Source organism: Enterococcus sp. 12F9_DIV0723 (assembly GCF_002174375.1).
Taxonomy (GTDB): Bacteria; Bacillota; Bacilli; order Lactobacillales; family Enterococcaceae; genus Enterococcus_A; species Enterococcus_A gilvus.
In genome coordinates this window covers 344,205-363,671 of sequence record NZ_NIBK01000002.1, presented here as the reverse complement: position 1 = coordinate 363,671, position 19,467 = coordinate 344,205, and the positions used below count along the sequence as shown (strand labels likewise).

Annotated in this window: 15 protein-coding genes; 3 read left to right on the top strand and 12 right to left on the bottom strand. The window is 46.2% G+C overall.

The window, feature by feature from the left end; all coding sequences use genetic code 11:
• Positions 1 to 5 precede the first annotated feature (5 nt).
• The 4 genes from A5868_RS14845 to A5868_RS14830 are packed head-to-tail and all read right to left on the bottom strand — an operon-like array spanning position 6 to position 4,765.
• Positions 6 to 1,160: a glycerate kinase family protein gene (locus A5868_RS14845; protein WP_086304496.1), complete on the bottom strand. Its 1,155-nt coding sequence runs from the start codon at positions 1,158 to 1,160 to the stop codon at positions 6 to 8.
• A gap of 23 nt (positions 1,161 to 1,183) precedes the next feature.
• Positions 1,184 to 2,137 (bottom strand): D-2-hydroxyacid dehydrogenase, encoded by a 954-nt coding sequence (locus tag A5868_RS14840; protein WP_086304495.1) that lies wholly within the window; start codon positions 2,135 to 2,137, stop codon positions 1,184 to 1,186.
• 18 nt (positions 2,138 to 2,155) lie between these two features.
• The gene (locus A5868_RS14835) at positions 2,156 to 3,058 is read right to left on the bottom strand and encodes a sugar phosphate isomerase/epimerase family protein (RefSeq protein ID WP_086304494.1); all 903 of its coding nucleotides are present in this window, start codon (positions 3,056 to 3,058) and stop codon (positions 2,156 to 2,158) included.
• A gap of 30 nt (positions 3,059 to 3,088) precedes the next feature.
• The gene (locus A5868_RS14830) at positions 3,089 to 4,765 is read right to left on the bottom strand and encodes a thiamine pyrophosphate-dependent enzyme (RefSeq protein ID WP_254908327.1); all 1,677 of its coding nucleotides are present in this window, start codon (positions 4,763 to 4,765) and stop codon (positions 3,089 to 3,091) included.
• A gap of 169 nt (positions 4,766 to 4,934) precedes the next feature.
• Here A5868_RS14830 and A5868_RS14825 point away from each other — a divergent pair, with 169 nt between their 5' ends.
• Entirely contained in the window at positions 4,935 to 5,693 is a 759-nt protein-coding gene (locus tag A5868_RS14825; RefSeq protein WP_086304492.1) for an IclR family transcriptional regulator, read from the top strand.
• Positions 5,694 to 5,733: 40 nt separating this feature from the next.
• Positions 5,734 to 7,353, top strand: coding sequence for a PucR family transcriptional regulator (locus A5868_RS14820; protein WP_086304491.1), 1,620 nt, complete (start codon positions 5,734 to 5,736; stop codon positions 7,351 to 7,353).
• Between the two features lie 75 nt (positions 7,354 to 7,428).
• Here A5868_RS14820 and A5868_RS14815 read toward each other — a convergent pair whose 3' ends face one another.
• The 6 genes from A5868_RS14815 to A5868_RS14790 form a co-directional block, all read right to left on the bottom strand.
• Positions 7,429 to 8,682 carry an MFS transporter gene (locus A5868_RS14815; protein ID WP_086304490.1) on the bottom strand — a complete coding sequence of 418 codons (1,254 nt, stop codon included), beginning with the start codon at positions 8,680 to 8,682 and terminating at the stop codon, positions 7,429 to 7,431.
• Positions 8,683 to 8,755: 73 nt separating this feature from the next.
• Entirely contained in the window at positions 8,756 to 10,120 is a 1,365-nt protein-coding gene (gene allB / locus A5868_RS14810) for an allantoinase AllB (protein WP_086304489.1), read from the bottom strand.
• A gap of 32 nt (positions 10,121 to 10,152) precedes the next feature.
• Entirely contained in the window at positions 10,153 to 11,634 is a 1,482-nt protein-coding gene (gene allW / locus A5868_RS14805; RefSeq protein ID WP_086304488.1) for an allantoin permease, read from the bottom strand.
• Positions 11,635 to 11,873: 239 nt separating this feature from the next.
• Positions 11,874 to 13,130 carry a dicarboxylate/amino acid:cation symporter gene (locus A5868_RS14800; protein WP_086304487.1) on the bottom strand — a complete coding sequence of 419 codons (1,257 nt, stop codon included), beginning with the start codon at positions 13,128 to 13,130 and terminating at the stop codon, positions 11,874 to 11,876.
• Between the two features lie 40 nt (positions 13,131 to 13,170).
• Positions 13,171 to 14,406: an MFS transporter gene (locus tag A5868_RS14795; protein ID WP_010778683.1), complete on the bottom strand. Its 1,236-nt coding sequence runs from the start codon at positions 14,404 to 14,406 to the stop codon at positions 13,171 to 13,173.
• A gap of 181 nt (positions 14,407 to 14,587) precedes the next feature.
• Positions 14,588 to 15,799, bottom strand: coding sequence for a pyridoxal-phosphate-dependent aminotransferase family protein (locus A5868_RS14790; protein WP_086304486.1), 1,212 nt, complete (start codon positions 15,797 to 15,799; stop codon positions 14,588 to 14,590).
• A 140-nt stretch (positions 15,800 to 15,939) separates the two neighbouring features.
• Between A5868_RS14790 and A5868_RS14785 the strand changes: the two genes are divergently transcribed.
• Positions 15,940 to 17,574, top strand: coding sequence for a PucR family transcriptional regulator (locus A5868_RS14785; RefSeq protein WP_086304485.1), 1,635 nt, complete (start codon positions 15,940 to 15,942; stop codon positions 17,572 to 17,574).
• 31 nt (positions 17,575 to 17,605) lie between these two features.
• Here A5868_RS14785 and arcC read toward each other — a convergent pair whose 3' ends face one another.
• Together arcC and A5868_RS14775 are read right to left on the bottom strand one after the other, a co-directional pair.
• Positions 17,606 to 18,544 (bottom strand): carbamate kinase, encoded by a 939-nt coding sequence (arcC, locus tag A5868_RS14780; protein WP_010778686.1) that lies wholly within the window; start codon positions 18,542 to 18,544, stop codon positions 17,606 to 17,608.
• Positions 18,529 to 19,458, bottom strand: a complete 930-nt coding sequence (locus tag A5868_RS14775) for a DUF2877 domain-containing protein (RefSeq protein WP_086304484.1) — start codon at positions 19,456 to 19,458, stop codon at positions 18,529 to 18,531. Before A5868_RS14775 ends, arcC begins: the two co-directional genes overlap by 16 nt.
• Positions 19,459 to 19,467 lie beyond the last annotated feature (9 nt).

Sequence of the window (19,467 nt, the reverse complement as noted above, 5' to 3'; positions counted from 1 at the left end):
CTTTCTTAAAGCGCCTTCATTTTTTGATAAAAGCGAAAGAGCTGTTCGGCTGTTTGTTGGATGCTTTTTAGAGTATTTTCAGGGTGCAGCAGCTCTTCTTCTGTTCCTAACGAGTGGAGGATCGAGAAGTAGGCGTCGATCCCATGATCGTTGCATTGGTAAGCATCTTCGGAGGTGCTGCCGGCGATGGCGATGAGAGGCTTGTCGTATTTTCGAGTGATTTTCGCTAATGCCGAGGGAACTTTTCCCATCACAGACTGTGCATCGAGTCTGCCTTCTCCTGTTATCACAAGATCTGAAGCTTTGATTCGCTCGTCAAAGTGTTTTTCCTCGGCCAATCGTTGAAATCCAGGAAGGATCTCCCCGTTTAAATAGGCAAGGAATGCAAAACCCAACCCTCCAGCGGCGCCAGCACCTGCTTTTCGAGAAAAATCTTTATTCAAAAACGTTTTGGTCTGCTGGGCGAATTGCTGGAGCAGCCCATCGAAGCTCTCAACCTCCGCTGGCTGAACACCTTTTTGCGGCCCAAAGATTGCCGTTGCCCCCTGTTCCCCTAACAACGGATTCGTCACATCGCTAGCAACAATAAACTGACAGTCTTTTAATTCGATCGGAACGTGGGAGTCCTCGATCTTCGCAATGTGTGCCATTTCACAAATCTGATGAGACAGTGCTTGACCGTCTTTGTCTAGAAAACGGTAGCCTAACGCTTGCAGCATCCCAAAACCGCCATCATTGGTGGCACTGCCCCCTAGCCCAATCAGAAACTCTCGTTGTCCTTCTTGGACTAGGCGCCGAATCAATTCTCCTAAGCCATAGGTCGTTGCTCGCCATGGGTCTTGTTCTGTCTTTTCGACTAGGGTGATTCCCGATGTCTCAGCGACTTCGAGAATCGCTCGTTCCCCCAACCGACCGTAGCGTGCTTCGATCGGCTTTCCCTGCGGTCCTGTCACGATCGCTGTCTTGATCGAGCCTGACGTTCCCGCCACGAAGGCTTCTACGGTCCCTTCCCCACCATCGGCTACAGGTAAAATGTCGATGACGAGCGTCTCTTCATGCAGGGATTTCATTCCAGCTTGGATTCCTTTTTTTACAGCTTCGCCAGCTTCCAATGAACTGACGCTCCCTTTAAAAGAATCCATCGCGACGAGTATGTTCATAGTAGGACTCCTTTCGCTGCCTGCTAATTGACGACATTCACAGGTGTTCCTGCTTGGAATTTTTCAACATTTTCTACGGCGATCGCCATCAGTCGTGCGCGTGCTTCCCGAGAAGCCCACGCCATGTGAGGCGTAATGATCATGTTTTTCGCTTCTAATAGTGGGTTGTCCTGTTTGATTGGCTCGGTGGACACGACATCCACGGCTGCCCCGCCAACTTTTCCGCTGTTCAAAGCATCCCGCAGATCGGCTTCGTTGATCAATTGCCCGCGAGAATCGTTGACGATATAGACACCGTCCTTCATCTTCGCGATCGTTTCCTTGTTGATCAATCCTTCTGTTTCAGGAAACAGCGGACAATGCAACGAGATTACGTCGGATTCACTGAACAATTGGTCCAAGTCCACCATTTTCGCGCCCGCAACGATCTCTTCCGTGTGACTTCTGTCATTGGCGATGACGGTCATTCCTAGTGCGGCTGCGATCGCACCGACTTTTTGACCGATGCGACCGTAGCCGATGATCCCGATTGTTTTGCCAGCCAGCTCCATTTGCGGCGAATTCCAGTAGCACCAATCCGCATTGGTGGTCCAATCCCCCGCGAAAACGGTCGTAGAATGCTCTCCGATACGGTGGCAAAGTTCTAAAAGCAGGGCGATGGCGTATTGTGCCACGCCGTCGGTTCCGTAGGTCGGAATATTGGTCACGGTGATTCCTTTTGCCTTCGCCGCCTCTACATCCACCACGTTGTAGCCGGTAGCCAAGACACCGATATATTTGAGATTCGTTGTGTGCGCCATGATTTCCTTTGTCAATTGGACCTTGTTCACTAAGACGATCTCTGCGTTGCCGATTCGCTCCACGACCTGATCCTGCGAGGACCGATCGTACACGGTCAAATCCCCTAGTTGTTCCAGTCCTTCCCAGCTCAGATCACCGGGATTTTCTGTGTAGCCGTCTAGTACGACGATTTTCATAAGAATCTTCCTCTCCTTTTAGTCTTCCAGTAATGCCCACGCACGCTCAATGACCCGTTTCGTATTCGCGACGATGATGTCACCATCTTCATCTGGTCTTGGCTGCACTTCAAAGGACAGTACCATCGGGGATTTTTCATCTAGAAACCCTTCCTGTTTCAATACTTGGAAGAAGTCCAGTAATTCTGGAACATCATTCGCACTGTTTGGATAGCCGAAGCGCGGGTGCAGATCGCCATAAGCCTCGCAGCCCTCTGTCACTACGTTGTTACCGATATGCAGATGGGTAATATAGGGTTTGGTACACTGAATGACAAACTTGCTGGTTTCATAGGTCGTTGGAAAATGGGACAGATCCACGATCAGCCCAAAGTTGTTGTGGGTCAAGCAGACATCTGCGGCAAATTGAGCAGCAAGAGGGGCTGGGCCGATCAGCGCACATTTGTCCATGTCATAATCAAAGATTTCCAGCTCCACCATCATGTCCTTTTTCGCGGCATAGGTACACAAATTGCGCGTCGTTTTCAGCAATTGCTGATAGGCCTCTTCCTTCGTTCCTGCCTCCCATTTTCCCGAAAGAAAAGCGATCCCTCTCGCACCTAGATATTCTGCTTCATCGATGGCTTCCAGCAAGGTTTTCTCTGCTTTTAGCCGCTCTTCCTCATTAATCGCATTCGGATTTAAGCCGGGGCCCAATAGACGCGGCTGCGCTCCGTAGCATACACGAATGTGGCTTTGTGCCAAAATATCTCGAGCCTTCTTCCGCTCGTCATCGTCTACTACTTGAGTCATCTCGACCGCATTAAAATAAGGGTCTCTTGAAATTTTCGTCAAGGTCTCTAGTAGCGGATAGTCCTTCGGCGGATAGCTCATCCATTGAATCAAGCCCATATCGAAATATTTATGAATACTTTCTCTCATTCTTCTTCACTCGCTTTCTTTTGATTGGTGCTACACAAACGATTTCACATTGTCCAACGCCGTCCCCATGTCGCATAATTGTTCCGGTTTACAGATCGCATCGATCACATACGTTTTATTGGATTGCTTCGCCCGATCAATCGCGCCTCTTAGTTCATCTGGAGTAAATACCCGTTCGCCGACGCAGCCGAAGCCCTCAGCGACTTTTACATAATCCATCGTCCCGTCTTGGTTGTAGGGCATATCGACAGCGTATTCAAAGCCGTAGGCGCCTTTTTGATTTTGACGGATCAAGCCTAGATAGGCATTATTGACGATGATCACGATGATCGGTTTCTTGAAGGCCGCCGCAACGGCGATCTCCTCACCCATAAAGGTAAAGCCGAAATCCCCTAGCACGGTAACAGAGTATGCAGCTGGATCAGCCACCTTTGCCCCGAAAGCAGCAGGAACTTCATAACCCAAGGTGCCGGCGCCCCCAGATGGCAAATAGCGACGAGCGCGGTTGATCTTTTGCAATTGTCCGCTCCAGATTTGTGTAATGCCGCAGCCGGCAGTGAACATGGTGGCATCATCAAAGGCAGCATTCATCTCATGAAAGACCCGATGCGGCATCATTGGTTTGCTGTCAAAATCGGTTTTGCGAGCCAATTCTTTTCTTGCGGCAGGCAGATCCGCCGCTCGCTTAGAATTAATGGGTTTCACGTTGCGTGCCTTCGCTTCCGCGATCAAGGCGTTCAACGCTTCTTTGGCATCAGAAACGATCCCTAGCTCTGGCTCAAAAACTTTGCCGATTTGTCTTTTTTCGATATCGATATGGATAAATTGACGGCCTTCAAGGTAAACAGCCAAATTTCCTGTATGGCGATCCGTGAAGCGATTGCCAATGCCGATGACCACATCAGAATCCAAGAAATAGCGATTGCCGATCGGCTGTCCGACTTGAATTCCGGCATGTCCCGCGTTTAATGGGTGCTCTTCTGGTAATCCGCCTTTTGCCATATAAGTCGTGATTACAGGGATTTCTAACATCTCCGCAAATTCGATTAGCTCTTTTTCTGCATGAGACAGAATCACACCGCCGCCCATAACAATAATCGGTGCGTTAGCTTTTTGGATCATATCCATCGCTTGCTGGATCTTCGTCGTATCAGGTGTCACTGTCTCTTTGGCAGCCGGCTGATAGTCAGCGATGTCAAAGTCGATGTCCGTCTGTTGGATATCTAAAGGCAAGTCCAGCAGCACAGGCCCGGGCTTTCCATTGCGCATCAGATAAAACGCCTCCTGCATGATTTCTGGAATCTTCTCCGCCTCTAAGACACAAAAGACTTTCTTACAAACGGTTTTGGCAATGCTCTCCATATCGACACATTGAAACGCGTCCTGTTTCATCTGCCAGCTATTGGCTTGACCGGTGATGGCAAGAACTGGAATCGAATCAATCTGCGCCGTGTACAGTCCCGTAACAAAATTAGTCGCGCCTGGCCCTGACGTACAAAGTGCCGCGCTGATTTTGTGAGAGGCACGGTAATACCCATCCGCCGCATGCATACACGCTTCCTCATGCCGCATACAAAAATGTTCGATCGGCGCCTCCTCCAGATACTTATAGACTGGATTGATCCCTGCGCCTGGAATGCCGAAAGCATCTGTAATTCCTTCCTTAACCATAATCTGAACGATCGCATCTGCTGCTTTCATATCCATTCCTTCTTCCTTTTTAATTTCACTATGTGATATTGCGTTTCACTTTATTGCATGTTACCATGTGAGCAATAGCCAAACAATGTAACCGGTTTATTTTTGTCAGTCGAAAAATCGATTTGTTCAAGTTGGACAAAAATAAAGCGAAACCGAGTTTTAAAGGAGATAAAAAATGGAAGAAAAACAATTAAAAATCAACCATTCTGTACAAAAAGCCTTTACGATCATCGAGCTGATGGCGGCGGCGGAAGATCCACTCTCCCTCCGCAGCATCTCGACGCAGACGAACCTTCCAAAAGCCACGGCCTTGAGATTGCTCTATACGTTGATGACGATGGGGTATGTCCAGCAAAATCAAGGGAACGCAGACTATTCCCTCTCTTTGAAATTCAAGCTGCTGACCAATGACAGCGACATCAGCCAAGACATCGTCGCCTACGTTCGCCCTTATATGCAACAGATGTCTAAAGAGCTGGGCGAAGCAACCTGTCTTTCCATCTGCGACAATCAAGAACTGGTCTATGTCGAATCTATCGACAGCCAAGACAACCTGTTGACCGTCACCCAAAAAATCGGAAAGCGGGCGCCGCTGTATTGTACCGGTGCTGGAAAGCTGTATTTAGCAAATATGCCTGCGGATGAGCTGCAGCATTATTTGAACAACACGCCATTGATGCCTCTGACAACTCAGACGAAAGCCACCAAAAAAGAGCTCGCGGCTGAACTCGACTTAGTAAAAAAACAAGGCTATTCGATCGACGATGAAGAATGCGAGATTGGGGTAAAATGTGTCGCCGTTCCATTACTAGACAGTCAGCGATCGGTTCTTGCGACGATCAGCGTTTCGATGCCGACGATTCGTGCGACAGAGGAAATGCTTCAAGAAACGATCACTCTGCTCACCCACACAGTAGCAACCCTTGTAAAATGATTTTTTGACCCTGGCCCTCAGAAAATAATAGGAGATTACTATGACATCATTAAAAGAAATTTTGCAGACACCAAGATTCTCTGAACTGTCGCTCCTCAATCAAAAGGCTGACCTAGAACGGCCGCTGGATACGATCGAAATTTTTGAAACGCCTGATATTCTTTACTATATTCCGAAAAATGCCCTGCTCGTCACTACAGGCATGGCGTTTTGTGAGGACCCTGACGGACTGTGCACCCTTGTCAAATCACTGGCAGAGCTGCCTTCCGCTGGATTGGCGATCAAGCTTGGGCGTTATTTACCTCATGTGGACGCGCAGGTTTTAGCGTTAGCGGACGACTTGAACTTTCCTATTTTGCAAATCCCTGTCAGTATGCCGTTGGGAGATATCTCCCATAAGCTGTTGAGCTTTTTATGGCACGACCAAACCGAGCAGGTCTTTTTTGCTTTGGAGATCCAGCAAAAGTTTGTCAATTTGATGGTTCATGGCGCCTCTTTTGAGATTTTGATCAAAGAGCTCAGTTCCATGATCCAACAATCGGTCCTATTGATCGATCCTTTTGGGAAGATCGTCAGCTCTCACCTGCAATTTTCAAATTCAGCGGTATTGAAGGATAGAAAAGGAGCCTTCTTAGAAAAAATTCGTGAATGTCAGTTAAAGAAGCAGCGGGAGACGCTGTTATTTGATTTCGCCCATGAAAAGATGCTGATCAGCATTTTCCCTCTTAATTCAGATCGTTACTTGCCCTACATGCTTGTTATCTTCGAGCCCGACAAGCTGCCCTATCCCTTCTCTCAGTTTGTCATTCAGCAGTCCTTGACTGTTTTAACACTAGCCTTGTATAAAGAACAAACTCTGTTAAATGAAAAAAGAGCCGAACGCAGAAATCTTTTGACCTATTTATTAAGCCGCAAGACCTCATCGGAGGAAGACACGGATTGGCTCCACTACAAAAGACACTTTCCTAAGCTCAACTCCACTTATTACCGCGTGATTTTTATCCATTCTTTTATAAAAAAGGACCAGCATTATTATGTAAAAGAGATCGATGCACTGATTTATGACTATCTCTTTCAAGAAGTCGAGAAAAAGTCTGAGAATATTTTGCTTTTTCCAACAGAGAATCTCAATCAGATGGTACTAGTTCTTCAGAAGAAAGCGGAGATTTTACCGATTTTAGAAAAGCTCCACAAAGAGCTGTTGGCTCTCTTTGGTATTTATGCACGATTTGGTATTGGTGATCCTGTTAATAATATCGACCTGCTCCACTTCTCCTACAAAGAAAGCAAGCAAGCGCTGGAAGAATCCGAAGATCGTACGACGTTTGTCTCCTATAATAAGATCCAGGGAATCAAGCGCATCACCGAAAATGTATCCAATGAAGACATGCGCTATTTCTGCATATCGATTTTGAAAAATTTAGCCTATCCTGAGAATGAACAAGACCAAGAGATGAGAAAGACCTTGATGACCTATCTCGATCAGCAATGTGAAATCACTAAAACTGCCGAAATGTTATTTATCCATCGCAATACGGTCAAATACCGCATCAAAAAATGCGAAGAGCTTTTAAACAATAACATCGATCATCCTGAATTTTCTTTACAGCTGCGTGTCGCGTTGTTTCTCTCTGATCCCGAAGCGAAGGACATCGAATAGCCCACGCCGCTTACAACAAAAACAGACGACTGAGCCAGCATCACTGCCGCTTAGTCGTCTGTTTTTAGTTATCGGTTAATACGTCGTTTCCATCACCTCAGCCACTGCTTCTTTTTCTTGATAATATTTATTGATCCCATAAAAAACAAGCGTTCCTGCAACGATGATCCCGATGGCTAAATAAAAGGCGTACACCTTGGTGCCCGTCGCATCAGAGATCATTCCTGTAACAGACGGGACGATGACCGAGGCAGACATGCCGAAGAAATTGAAGACACCATAAGTAGTAGCGATACTTTTCTTTGGGGCAAATTGACCTAGCCATGAAATAATAATCGGTTCAACGGCAAGTTTTCCGAAGAATCCGTAGGCCATAATCCCAATGATCAATATCACCTGATTATTCGTAGTGATCGTCATAAAGAGGACACTTGCTGCTAAAATTTCCAACAGCATGATAATCGTTGTTTTTTTATGAGGTATCTTATCCGCGATCCGGCTGAAAAACAACGCCCCTGGTATTGCCGTAAAGAAGACTAAGGAAGACGCAATCCCAATGCCTGTCCCTTGGAAGCCGCGTTCAGTTTCTAAAAAATTGGGCAGCCACGTATCGATCAGATAGTACGTGTACAGCGTCGAAAAGTACAATACGTATGCAGCGATCATCGGCAATTTGAAAAGATCCTTTAGTGTGCCCTTTGGCTTTGCAGCTGTGTGTACCTGTGGGGCGGGCATCGGTTTTTCCTCACGTATCATTTTTTTAAAGACACCCAACATCACGACGATCAAGAGCGCCGTCATAAGTAATAACGATTGCCATGGCAACACCCCTTCTCCAACTAAAAAGCTGGAAGAAACTAATCCTAAGCCGCTGCCAATGGCCGTCCCGCTATTTACGATCGCGGTAGCCAAACTCTTCTTGTTCGATGGAACATATTCTGTCGTCAGTGAATACGCCACGCCATAATAAGTCCCACAGCCTAAGCCTGCCAGCACACTCCCGAGAAAGACGGTGGATAAGGCCGATGCCGACGCCACGATCAGTGTTCCAAGGCCAAATAGCAAGAATCCAGGAATCAAAATCTTCTTTTTCCCAAACCGATCCACTAACAGGCCCGATGGAATCTGCATGCTTACATACCCTAAAAAGTAGAAACTCGAAATATTGCCCAAGCTTGAATCCGTTGCTCCGCCAAAGTACGCGCTGATAATAGGATAGATCGGCGTCAGAATCATCCGATAGATCCAGATCACCACCCACCCGGCGGTCAGGATAAAAATGATTTGCTTCCAATAGGGAGCTCGCGTTGTTCTTGTTTGTTCTTCCATGTTTATACGTCCTCCCTTACATGACACCCTTGATGGCCCGCATGGTCACCGATGCAGGCCATCCGTTTCTCCCTTATTTTTTGATAAATTCCCCTGGGAAGTCTGCGGTCACGCCTGCTTCCTGACTGTAGATCGACTCGCCCCGTAAGATTGTTTGAACCACCTGTGCACCGATCTCGCGTCCAATATAAGGACTGATTTTGTTGCGGTATTCCAGGTCTTCCGCTTGCAGCGTATAGGCCGCCTTCGGTTTGATCAATACGAAATCCGCGTCTTTGCCGATACTAATCCGTCCTTTTGTATCCAGATCATAGCGATCTGCTGGATTGGTCGCGATCACATCCGCGAACATTTTCAAGCTCATTCCACGTTTTTGGACCCCTTCGTCAAACATCACATCAACATTGTTTTGAACGCCGGAGATACCGCCCCACGCTTCAAAGGCATTTTCTTTATCCTTTAAATCAGGGGTACATGGAGAATGATCCGATGTCACAAAAGCGATCTCTCCTGCCAATAATTTATCCCACATCGCTTTTCGTGTTTCCAGATCGCGAATTGGCGGAGAACATTTTACCACCGGTCCAATAGCATCCAATTCGTCCGTATGGAAATATAAATAATGAGTACACGTTTCACAGGTAACATCCACGCCCTCTGCACGAGCTTTCGTTACTTCCTCAACCCCTTCAGGACACGCAACGTGACAAATGTGGATGCGGCATCCCGTTTCTTTCGCCAAAAGAATCGCTCGACGAATCGGCTCAACTTCCGTAAAGACTGGGCGGCTTTCTACATAGGCCTTCAAAGTCGTTTCCCCATTGGCATAGGCGATCTCCCCTAATTTATCCGTGATCGCCGCATTCTCCGCATGGATCGCTAGAACCTTGCCTGTTTCTGCGATTTGCTTCATCCCTTCATATAAAGAATAGTCATCCACGTTCATGAAATCGCCATCGATCGTCCGGTCGCCGCAAGTCGCCATGAAACATTTATAAGCCGCGACACCACCGTCGTTTAATTCTTGAATACCACCCTTCAAATTTAGCGGCGTCAATCCGCCAAAAGAGCCAACATCGGAGCGTAATTTGTTTTTCCCAGCCGAATACTTGATTTCTAAGCTTTCAGCGTCGGTCGTAGCAGGAACTTGATTCAAAGGCATTTCCATAAAGGAGGTAACGCCACCTTTAGCACAAGAAGCAGTCCCGGTCATATAGCCTTCCCACTCATCCCGGTACCCGCCGCCAGGATCTGTGATGTGGACATGTGCGTCCACCATTCCCGGGCTGACCACTAAACCTGACGCGTCGATCACTTTATCGCCGTCTAACCCCTTGCCGATGGCGACAATGATGCCGTCCTTGACTGCGACATCCGTCTCAACTTCCCCGCTTTCTAAAATGACTAGACCGTTTTTAATAACTAAATCATGATTCATACTTTTCCATCCTCTCTTTTTTTAAAGTCAATTTAATCAAAAGCCTCTTCGGTCGTATCCTCCGAGCCTAATTTCCTCAAGACATAATAAATAGCAAACGCGCAGGAGAAGCCGACGAGCCAAGACACGTTTGAGATCGCCTGCAATGCGGGAATGAACTGACCGCTCAATGAAATCAGCAAGGCAATGATCGTCGCGATGTAGGCTTGACGATTTAATCCCCGATACACATTTTTTGTATTGTTTTCTTTTGGATCAATATAGAGTGCGTCCAAATTGATCGTTTGATCCTTGATAAAGAAATAATGAGCGATCATGACCCCTGCCACCGGCCCTAAAACTGCCCCGATCGAATTTAAGAAAATAAAGATGCTGTCGGCATTTTCCATCAATTTCCACGGCATGATCAGGTAGCTGATGACACTGGCGATGACTACGCCTTTTTTGTAATCGACTCTTTTAGGGAACAACGCCGACAATTGGTACGCCGCCGGGATAATATTCCCTGTCGCATTCGTAGAGATCGTGGTCAGTAAAAATACTGTCATCGCGATAATGACTGCCGGGAAATTGTCCCATCGATCAACAATGTTCAGCACGTTCCATTCCTGAATACCGTAGTGAATCGAGCCGCCGATCAAGATCGCCACACTGGAGAGTGCAAAGATCACGTAGGCAACTAACAGACTCGCCATCTGCCCCACCGTTTGATCTTTTGTCGATTTGGCGTTCTGAGTAAAGTCGGAGACGCTTGCCCCGGGCGCTGCCCATACAGCTAACACCGAATTAATGATCATAAAATACGCGAAGATCGGATTGATACTTTGAGTCGCACCGCTTGTATCGAAGGATAGAATCGCTCCGATCCCGCCTGCTGCACGAATCGCCCAGATCGCCATGCCGCCGAAGACGAGATAGATCAACGGACTTAGTATCGCCGTGAATTTGTTTAAGATGTTGCCGCCGCCGATTCCAATCAGCATATTGAGCGCCCAAAACAAGGTGAATGCCAGCAATCCCGGAATGCCGATCCCGAAGAAACTAGCTGAACCGCCGATCGCCAAGAAGCCAGGCCAAATTTTTCCAATCAATATTAAAAGTGCTAATGAACCCGTATAATTCTGTAGGCCAAACCAAGCGATCGCCGCGACACATCCGCGGAGAAAACCGGGAAGCTTGGCGCCGATATCACCGTACGTCGACCGCAAATGAAGTGCGAAAGGAATGCCGTATTTTGAGCCCGCCCGTCCATTCATGGTCATAAACAACGCAACAACAAGTGCACTGATGATCAACGCCATCATGACATTTATTGGTGACAAGCCTAAAAATAGAAACCCTCCAACCGCCGTATAATTAGGAATGTTATGCACAGAACCCATCCAGAGAGTAAAATAATTTTTCGCCCCCATGTTTCGCTTCTCCGGTGTTTTAGGCAGCATATCATCGTTGTAGCCCCGCTCTTTAAATCGAGCGACTTCTTCTTCTGAAACTTGATAATCTGTGTTTTCCACTGGTGCGCCTCCTTCTTCAATTAAAACGTGCTCCTTTTCTAACTGGCTTCATTGTAAGCGTTTTAAAACTAATGCACATTAGTCGAAAGAACAAAAACGATCGCCCCTTTTTGTTCACTATGAACAAGCACTTTTTTTGTTTTTAAGCGTATGATATGAGGTATATTCATGCGTTTAAAAAAGAGGCTACTTACTATCCAGTGACGATCACTAAATACGAAGTAGCCTCCTCTATCTGCTTATTCTTTTTGTTCCATCAACTCTGTATAACTTTTTGTTCCATTAAAAATATCAAGGTTAAGCTCGTTCTCATCACTCGCGATGATCATCGCGACCAGCACATCAACATCGACGTTTAACAATGTTCTGAATACGCCAGAAAACCAATCGATCCCAGCCAATAAAGCGATGCTCTCCGTCGGCAAGCCAAGCATCGGCATCACTGTCGCTAATGCTACCAAGCCGCCGCCGGGAACAACGACTGTTCCTAAACACGCCAGCGTTGAAAGCAAGACTGCTTGTGCCAATTGACCGATCCCAAGTTCGATGCTGAAAAACTGGGCAAAGGTGACGATCGACAAGGAAAGATACATCGACAAGCCATTGCTGTTCAGGCTCATTCCTAGAGGCATCACGAGCTTATTGATACGGTCGCCGATCCCTAATTTTTCTCGTCCATCTTCTATCTTGATTGGTAACGAAATAGCCGAAGACGTTGTTGTAACAGCGATCATAGTGATTCGCCAGATGTTTTTGATCAATCGTGGAAGACTGACTTTACAGTAGACAGCGGTTATCACAAACCAAATGAGCAAATACAAGACCGCCGCGACACCAAAGGTCAGCAGAAACTTCATGAGCGTTCCTAACACACCGATTCCGATATCGCCGACAACTGCCGCGATCAAACTGAAAATACCGATGGGTGCTAATTTCATGATCATCGTGACCATTCTCAAAACAACGTTGTTGAAGCTAGAGATCCAATCTAAAATGTGCGTGCTGTTCTCGTCGCTTTTGATCACACTTAAAGCCAACCCAAACATCAGGGAAAAGACGATGACTTGGATCATATTCGCTTCCGCCATTGCGGAGACGATATTTTGCGGGATAAAGCCTAAGACAACTTCCTGCAGCCCACCCTCATTGACAGCTAGATCACTCACCCCGGAGAGGGTATTTTCCAAGCCAACACCGGGTTTAAAGACGAGTCCGAAGACGATCCCGATCGCTGCGGCTACGACGGTCGACCCCATAAACCACAGGACCAGTCTTACGCCTATTTTTCGCAGCTCTTTGATTTCCAATCCGCCGACTGCTTCTATCACTGATCCCATGATCAAGACAACTACAGACATTTGGATCAGGCGTAAAAACAAGTCACCGACGAGTTTGATGCCTACAATGTTCTTTTGAAAGACTGCGCCAAATAAAATCCCTAGGACCATCGCTATCATGATTTGATTGGTCAAGCTTATTTTTCGAAGTGCTCGCATGCTTTTACCTCGCTCTCTTATACAGAAAAAACGGCCGTGACTACTTGGCTTTCTTTAGATTGGATAATAGGAAGAGAATCGACCCAACGACCAGCAGAACGATCGCGATATAAAAGCCCATTACTTTTGATCCCGTTGCATCAGAAATCGAACCCGTCAATGTCGGCGCGATAACTGAGGACATCATTCCAAAGAAATTAAATACACCCAATGTTGTTCCAATACCCACTTGCGGCGCATTTTCACCAAGCCAAGAAATAATGATCGGCTCAACCGCTAATTTACCTAAAAATCCGTACATAATCAAGGCAATCATCAAGAAGGTCGATGTTGAAGAGCGAACCGTGATCAAAAGCATCACTGCCGCTAAAAGTTCAAGGATCACAATAAAACGAATTTTTTTATCCATATATTTGTCTGCTAATTTACTAAAGAACAGAGCGCCCGGAATTGAAGCAAAAGCCACCAATGAAGAAGAGAATCCGATCGCTGCGCCTTGGAATCCACGTTCCGTTCCCAAGAAATTTGGCAGCCATGTCACGGTCATGTAGTAGGCATAGCATGTCGCAAAATAGAGAATGTACGTAAACAGCATCGCCGGAGACAATAAGGTTTTCATTGATACGGCTTCTTTCGGCTTCTCTTCAACCACTTCTTTTGGCTGATTGAAGGCCACGTCGTCTTTATTGCTGCGGATCACTAAGCTGAAAGCTGCTAACATTACCAAAATAAGTGCCATCGAGATATACATCATGACTTGCCAAGGGAGACCCAATTGGACAACCAAGTAACTGGAGAGGATCATCCCGATCCCGGACCCTACAGCAGAACCGCTATTAACGATCGCTGTGGAGAAGCTTTTCTTTTCCGCCGGAATGTTTTGCGAAGTCAGTGAGTACGCCGAGCCATAAAAGGAGCCGCAGCCGATCCCTGCCATGAAACTTCCGATATAGATCATTGAGATCGTTGAAGCTTGAGAAATAATAAAAGCGGCTAATGCGAAGAAGATGAACCCTGGAATCAAGACTTTCTTCTTACCGATTTTATCTACTAAAAACCCTGCAGGTATCTGCATGATCACATACCCTAGGAAATAGAAACTTGAGATGGAGCCTAATGCCGTATCTGAGACGTTTCCTCCCAGTGACGCATTGATTTGCGGATACACAGGTGACAAGGCCGATCGGTAAATCCAAATCGACACCCATCCTGAGCAAAGTAAAACGATGATTTTCTTCCAATATTCCATACCGATTCGTTCGTTGTTCATTTCCATCTTTCTTCCCCCGTCTACATCTAGTTAGTTGTATCTTTTCAACACTACGTTCCTTAACCGTTTGTACCGTTCGCATCTTCTACTCTTATTGTAAAGTGAGTCCTCTCCAGATACATTTAACAGTACGAACAAATGTGAAATTCTTTTTGTGCGATTTAACTAATCACCTACTGATAAGTCCTTACACTTCGTACACCTGCAAGGCTGCTTTTGTCGCCTCCCCTTTAGTGATTTCCGCTCCGTAATAGATCAAGGCTGCCTCTAACGCACCTAAAACGTGCAGGACATTTTCGCGTCGACTGCTGTAGCCCATGTTCCCGATCCGCCACACTTTTCCTTTTAAATCGCCAAACGAAGAGGCAATCTCGACTCCAAATACTTCCAGAAGCATGCTGCGGATCGCTTCACCGTCATCGGCTCCTTCTGGAATTAAAATAGGGGTCACAGTAGGCATTTTAGTTTCCATATTTCCGAAGAAACCAAGCCCCATCGCTTGAATCCCTGCCACGATCGCGTCATCGTTTAATTGATGACGTGCCCACACATTCTCGATGCCTTCGTTGATCATCGCGCGCAGCCCTTCATGCAAGGCATAAATCATTGTTGTAGCCTCCGTGTGATGATTGATTCGTTCGGAGTTCCAATAACGCTGCAACTGGCTTAAATCTAAATAATTGCTGCTGATAGGATTGTCGTTGCGATCGACTTTGCTTAAGCCCAACTCTTTTTGGTAGCGGCTCGTCAACACCTTTTCAACGCGGTCATTATAGGTAATCAGAGACATGCCAGAAGGCACGCTCACACATTTTTGCGTTCCGCCGATCGCCATATCGACCTTCCATTCGTCGACATATATCGGCACACCGCCGTATGTTGCGACCATATCGACCACAAAGAAAATATCCCGTTCACGACAAGCCGCACCAATTTTATCCAACGCCTGCATCTGACCGTTGGCCGTTTCTCCGTGGACCATCGTGACAATCTTTGGTTGAAAATCATCGATGGCTTTAATGATGACTTCCTGATCAAAAGGCTCTGTCCATTCTTTCTCCAAATACTTTACGTCCGCTTTTGCTCGTTCACAGATTTCTCCCAAAAGGTATGCAAAACGACCATATACCGGAATCAGTACCTTATCTCCCGGTTCGATAAGTGCGATTAAAGCAGCTTCTAAGCCCGAGCGGGATGTCCCGTCAATCGCAAAAGCTTGTTCATTTTTCGTTCCAAAAGGGATCTTGATCATTTCTTTGACTGCATCCATAATCGTTAAAAAGGCTGGATCAAATTGGCCCAAGATCGTTGAGCTCATCACTCTCAATACATTGGGATGGGCTTCTACCGGCCCTGGGGTCATAATGGTACGACGCGGGATGACTAATTCTGAAAACATATAAATTCCTCTTTTCTCTTTTTGAGTTGCGACATTGTGGTTGTCTACTTCGCATAATCATTCATATTTTTTAGCCAAAACAACTAAAATAGTCTTGTTTCTCGAGACCCCCTTGCCTATAATTGGTCTAGGAGGTTGCCATGAGAACATTACTTGATGTATTACAAATTCCACGTTTTTCTGATTTGACGTTACTTACAGAGCCCTCGTTCGCTAAATTGCCGCTAGATAGTATCGAAATCAGCGAAACACCGGACATTTCTTTTTATATACCGGAGAATACGTTTCTTTTGACCACCGCGATGATTTACCGTGACGATCAAACGAAGCTATTTGAGCTGATCGATTCGCTGCAAGAAAAAAATGCGGCTGGTTTGGGGATCAAGATCGGGCGTTTTATCGATGCCATTGATCAGCGAGTGATCGATTATGCCAATAAGGTAAAATTTCCGATCGTTCAAATCCCGCTTTCCATTCCTCTGGGGAGTCTTCTCCACCAGATGCTCAACTTTTTATGGGATAAAAAAGCCGAACAGTTAAACTATGCACTGGATATCCAGCGTCGTTTTTCAAATATGCTGGTCAACGATGTCAGTATGGCGCGTTTTATCGCTGACTTTGCCCGTCTGATCAAGACGCCCGTCATTCTGGTCGATCCTTATAAACGGGTGCAGGCGTCGTCGAAGCATTTTTCGAATACATCGAAACCCGCCGAATATTACATTGATCAATTAGAGCAGCTAGATCCTGATTTTGTAAAAAAGAAAAATGATTCCGTTTTAATCAATGATCTCGATCAAAAAGCCTTTTTGGTTTCTTATTTTTCAGTAGAACCCAATCATTATTTTCCGCATTCTCTCGTTGTTCTGAATTCTGAAAAAATTCCGTATCCTGTCTCGAATTTTGCTTTGGAGCAGGCGACATTGGTTTTGTCTTTCATGCTTTATAAGAACCAGAAGATCCAAGAGTCCTTTGATGCACTGAAGACGGATTTTTTCAACCGGATGATCGAGATTCAACAGGAGCCGAATCAGGAACCCCGAGACTGGCTCGACCTTGGTAGAACTTACGGATTAGTCAAAGCACGCCATTACCGGGTGATCTACGCCGCTTGCCAACAAAGCGACCTGGATCATTCGCGAATCAAATTCCAAGAAGAACTGAGTGAATTAAGCTTCAATTGGCTAAATGACAAGCTTTCTCATCATATCCGCGATGTTTCCTTATTCAAAATGAAGGACCCTGCCCACTTTGCGATCGTTAGTCAGCATAAGGAAGAACAACTCGCGGACATTTTAGAAAATGTCGCGACAGATCTATCCCAGCGATTGAATATCCAACTGCAATTCGGCTTAGGAAATGTGTATGCCTCCATCGAGGACATTGGAAAATCCTTCATCGAAGCCAAAACGGCATTTGAAGAAATGCATCTGCTCTCGAAAGTACCGATGATCTACCAATACCAGCAAAAAGGGATGCGCAGCCTCTTTGAAAAAATGGGCCATTCAGACATCACGTATTTTTGCGAAATTTCTTTGAAGGAACTTGCCTATCCAAAAGAACCTGCAATGATCGAATTACGTAAAACATTGAAATATTATTTAGATTATCAATGCGAGATTGCTCGGACAGCAAAAGCACTGTTCGTTCACCGAAATACGATCAAATATCGAATTGAACAATGTAGCTCGATCATTGGAAAAAATGTCCACGATCCCGGTGTCAGTCTCGATCTACGCCTGGCTCTTGAGCTTTCGGAAGAAAATAATACATGAAACAGCGTAAGGTACAAGAATTGCCGGATGATTATCCCACAATTCTTGTACCTGCTTTACCCAATAACGCTTGGTCCGCTTCTTCCAGAGCACAAATAATCGCGGTTTTCCCTTGACGCGCAAAATTAATGGCTGCTTCGATTTTTGGTCCCATGCTGCCATCAGCAAAGTGACCGTCCTGAAAATGTTTCTGAGCGGTTTCTGGCGTAATGGTCTCTAATTTTTCTTGATTTGGTTTTCCATAGTTAATGTAGACATTGCTGACATCGGTGAGCATCATAAATACATCTGCGTTCACCTGTTCTGAGAGCTTCTTGCCCGTGTGGTCTTTGTCGATCACCGCTTCGATCCCGCTTAAAAGACCATTTTCTTTTCGTGATACAGGGATACCTCCGCCGCCACCGGCTACGACGATCGTGTTTTGGTTCAACAGATTGACGATCGAATTCACTCCATGAATCGCTAAAGGCTTAGGCGATGGCACGACACGACGGTACCCGCGGCCCGCATCTTCCGCCATCTTCCAATTCCGTTCCTTCGACATTTTCTCCGCCTCTTCTTTTGAATAAAAGACACCGATCGGTTTCGTCGGCTTTTGGAAGGCTTCATCTTCAGCAGAAACTTCTACTTGTGTCAACAAGGTGACCACGTCACTGGTCAAGCCTTCTTCTTCGATCTTATTTTTGATGGTTTGCTCCATTAAATAGCCGATAAATCCCTGAGACTGTGCATTACACACGTCCAAAGGAAACGGTGGGACCACATCTTTCGCTTCTTCATTTTGTCGCAAAATATTTCCCACCTGCGGTCCATTTCCATGAGTTACCAAGATTTGATAATCCAGCTTTTCAACCTTTGCGATCATTTCAGCGCTCGTTTCGATGTTTTTCAACTGCGCTTCCACGGTTTCTTCTTGACCTGGTTTCAATATTGCGTTGCCGCCAAGGGCCATAACTACCCGATTTGCCATTTTTTTCCTCCTTCATATCCCGTTTCTTTTTCGTTATCGCCCGTCTCATCCGACGCGATTTGCGTTGCCTCACGGCGTTCGTTTCTAAAATAATTAAGCGTTCTGGAAAATCCTGCCAAAAAATCAGCCCCCGATGTATGTCCCGTCTGCAATACCAATTGAATTGCCGGTTCTAGTTCGTCGGTGGTTTCGCTGACTGTCTTCAGCAACTGTAGGATGGACTGGTTGAAACGCTGGTCCAATCCGCATAAAAGATAATGCTTGCTTACGTCCGTTGTCAGATCAGCTACAGAGAGCAGCTTCGTTCTCAAGTAGGTCTCTAATTTCGTGTCCCTATTGTCTAAAATTAGTCGAGCAGCCAAATATCCAATGAGCATATCGTCTCCTGAAGGCGTCAGCCCCGGCCCCCGACCAATCAAAAAGTGAAGGGCTTTGCGCTGATGAGGCAAGGAATCTGAACAAAGAGCATCGATTGCCTTGGTAAAGTCATTTCCACTGTCAAACACCGTCGATAAGGGTTCCTGATACCCGGTCGGCTTCTTCACTTTTTTCAAAGAGAAACTATATTCTTTCCAACCTTCAGCAGTCAGTCCGCCAGTCGACAGGTAATGAGAGGTATATTCCCGTGTCGGTGATACGACCAGTTGTCTTCCGGCGATTCGTAAGATCCTGTTTTGCATGATCAGCGGATCGCCGACGCGGACTTCCGAGAGCAATTGTTCAAAATCAGATGCCTTTAGATAAATTCCATTGGGGACCGCCGCCGTTTGTTCAGTCGAAATGACCGCCAATCGTTGACTGGTTTCATCCTGAATATTGAAGCTATGGTTAAATTTGCTGTGGACGTGCCACCGGCTTTTTAAAATCGATTGCTCAAGGATTTCCCGATCCGAGCAGCAGGCCTCTATCAGCATCGCATTTCT

Coding starts and splice junctions, on each gene's coding strand:
- A5868_RS14835 (WP_086304494.1), bottom strand. CDS start 3,058: ATGAGAGAAAGTATTCATAAATATTTCGATATGGGCTTGATTCAATGG.
- A5868_RS14790 (WP_086304486.1), bottom strand. CDS start 15,799: ATGTTTTCAGAATTAGTCATCCCGCGTCGTACCATTATGACCCCAGGG.
- A5868_RS14795 (WP_010778683.1), bottom strand. CDS start 14,406: ATGGAAATGAACAACGAACGAATCGGTATGGAATATTGGAAGAAAATC.
- A5868_RS14775 (WP_086304484.1), bottom strand. CDS start 19,458: ATGCTGATAGAGGCCTGCTGCTCGGATCGGGAAATCCTTGAGCAATCG.
- A5868_RS14845 (WP_086304496.1), bottom strand. CDS start 1,160: ATGAACATACTCGTCGCGATGGATTCTTTTAAAGGGAGCGTCAGTTCA.
- A5868_RS14785 (WP_086304485.1), top strand. CDS start 15,940: ATGAGAACATTACTTGATGTATTACAAATTCCACGTTTTTCTGATTTG.
- A5868_RS14825 (WP_086304492.1), top strand. CDS start 4,935: ATGGAAGAAAAACAATTAAAAATCAACCATTCTGTACAAAAAGCCTTT.
- A5868_RS14830 (WP_254908327.1), bottom strand. CDS start 4,765: ATGGATATGAAAGCAGCAGATGCGATCGTTCAGATTATGGTTAAGGAA.
- allB (WP_086304489.1), bottom strand. CDS start 10,120: ATGAATCATGATTTAGTTATTAAAAACGGTCTAGTCATTTTAGAAAGC.
- A5868_RS14820 (WP_086304491.1), top strand. CDS start 5,734: ATGACATCATTAAAAGAAATTTTGCAGACACCAAGATTCTCTGAACTG.
- arcC (WP_010778686.1), bottom strand. CDS start 18,544: ATGGCAAATCGGGTAGTTATGGCCCTTGGCGGCAACGCAATATTGAAA.
- A5868_RS14815 (WP_086304490.1), bottom strand. CDS start 8,682: ATGGAAGAACAAACAAGAACAACGCGAGCTCCCTATTGGAAGCAAATC.
- A5868_RS14840 (WP_086304495.1), bottom strand. CDS start 2,137: ATGAAAATCGTCGTACTAGACGGCTACACAGAAAATCCCGGTGATCTG.
- A5868_RS14800 (WP_086304487.1), bottom strand. CDS start 13,130: ATGCGAGCACTTCGAAAAATAAGCTTGACCAATCAAATCATGATAGCG.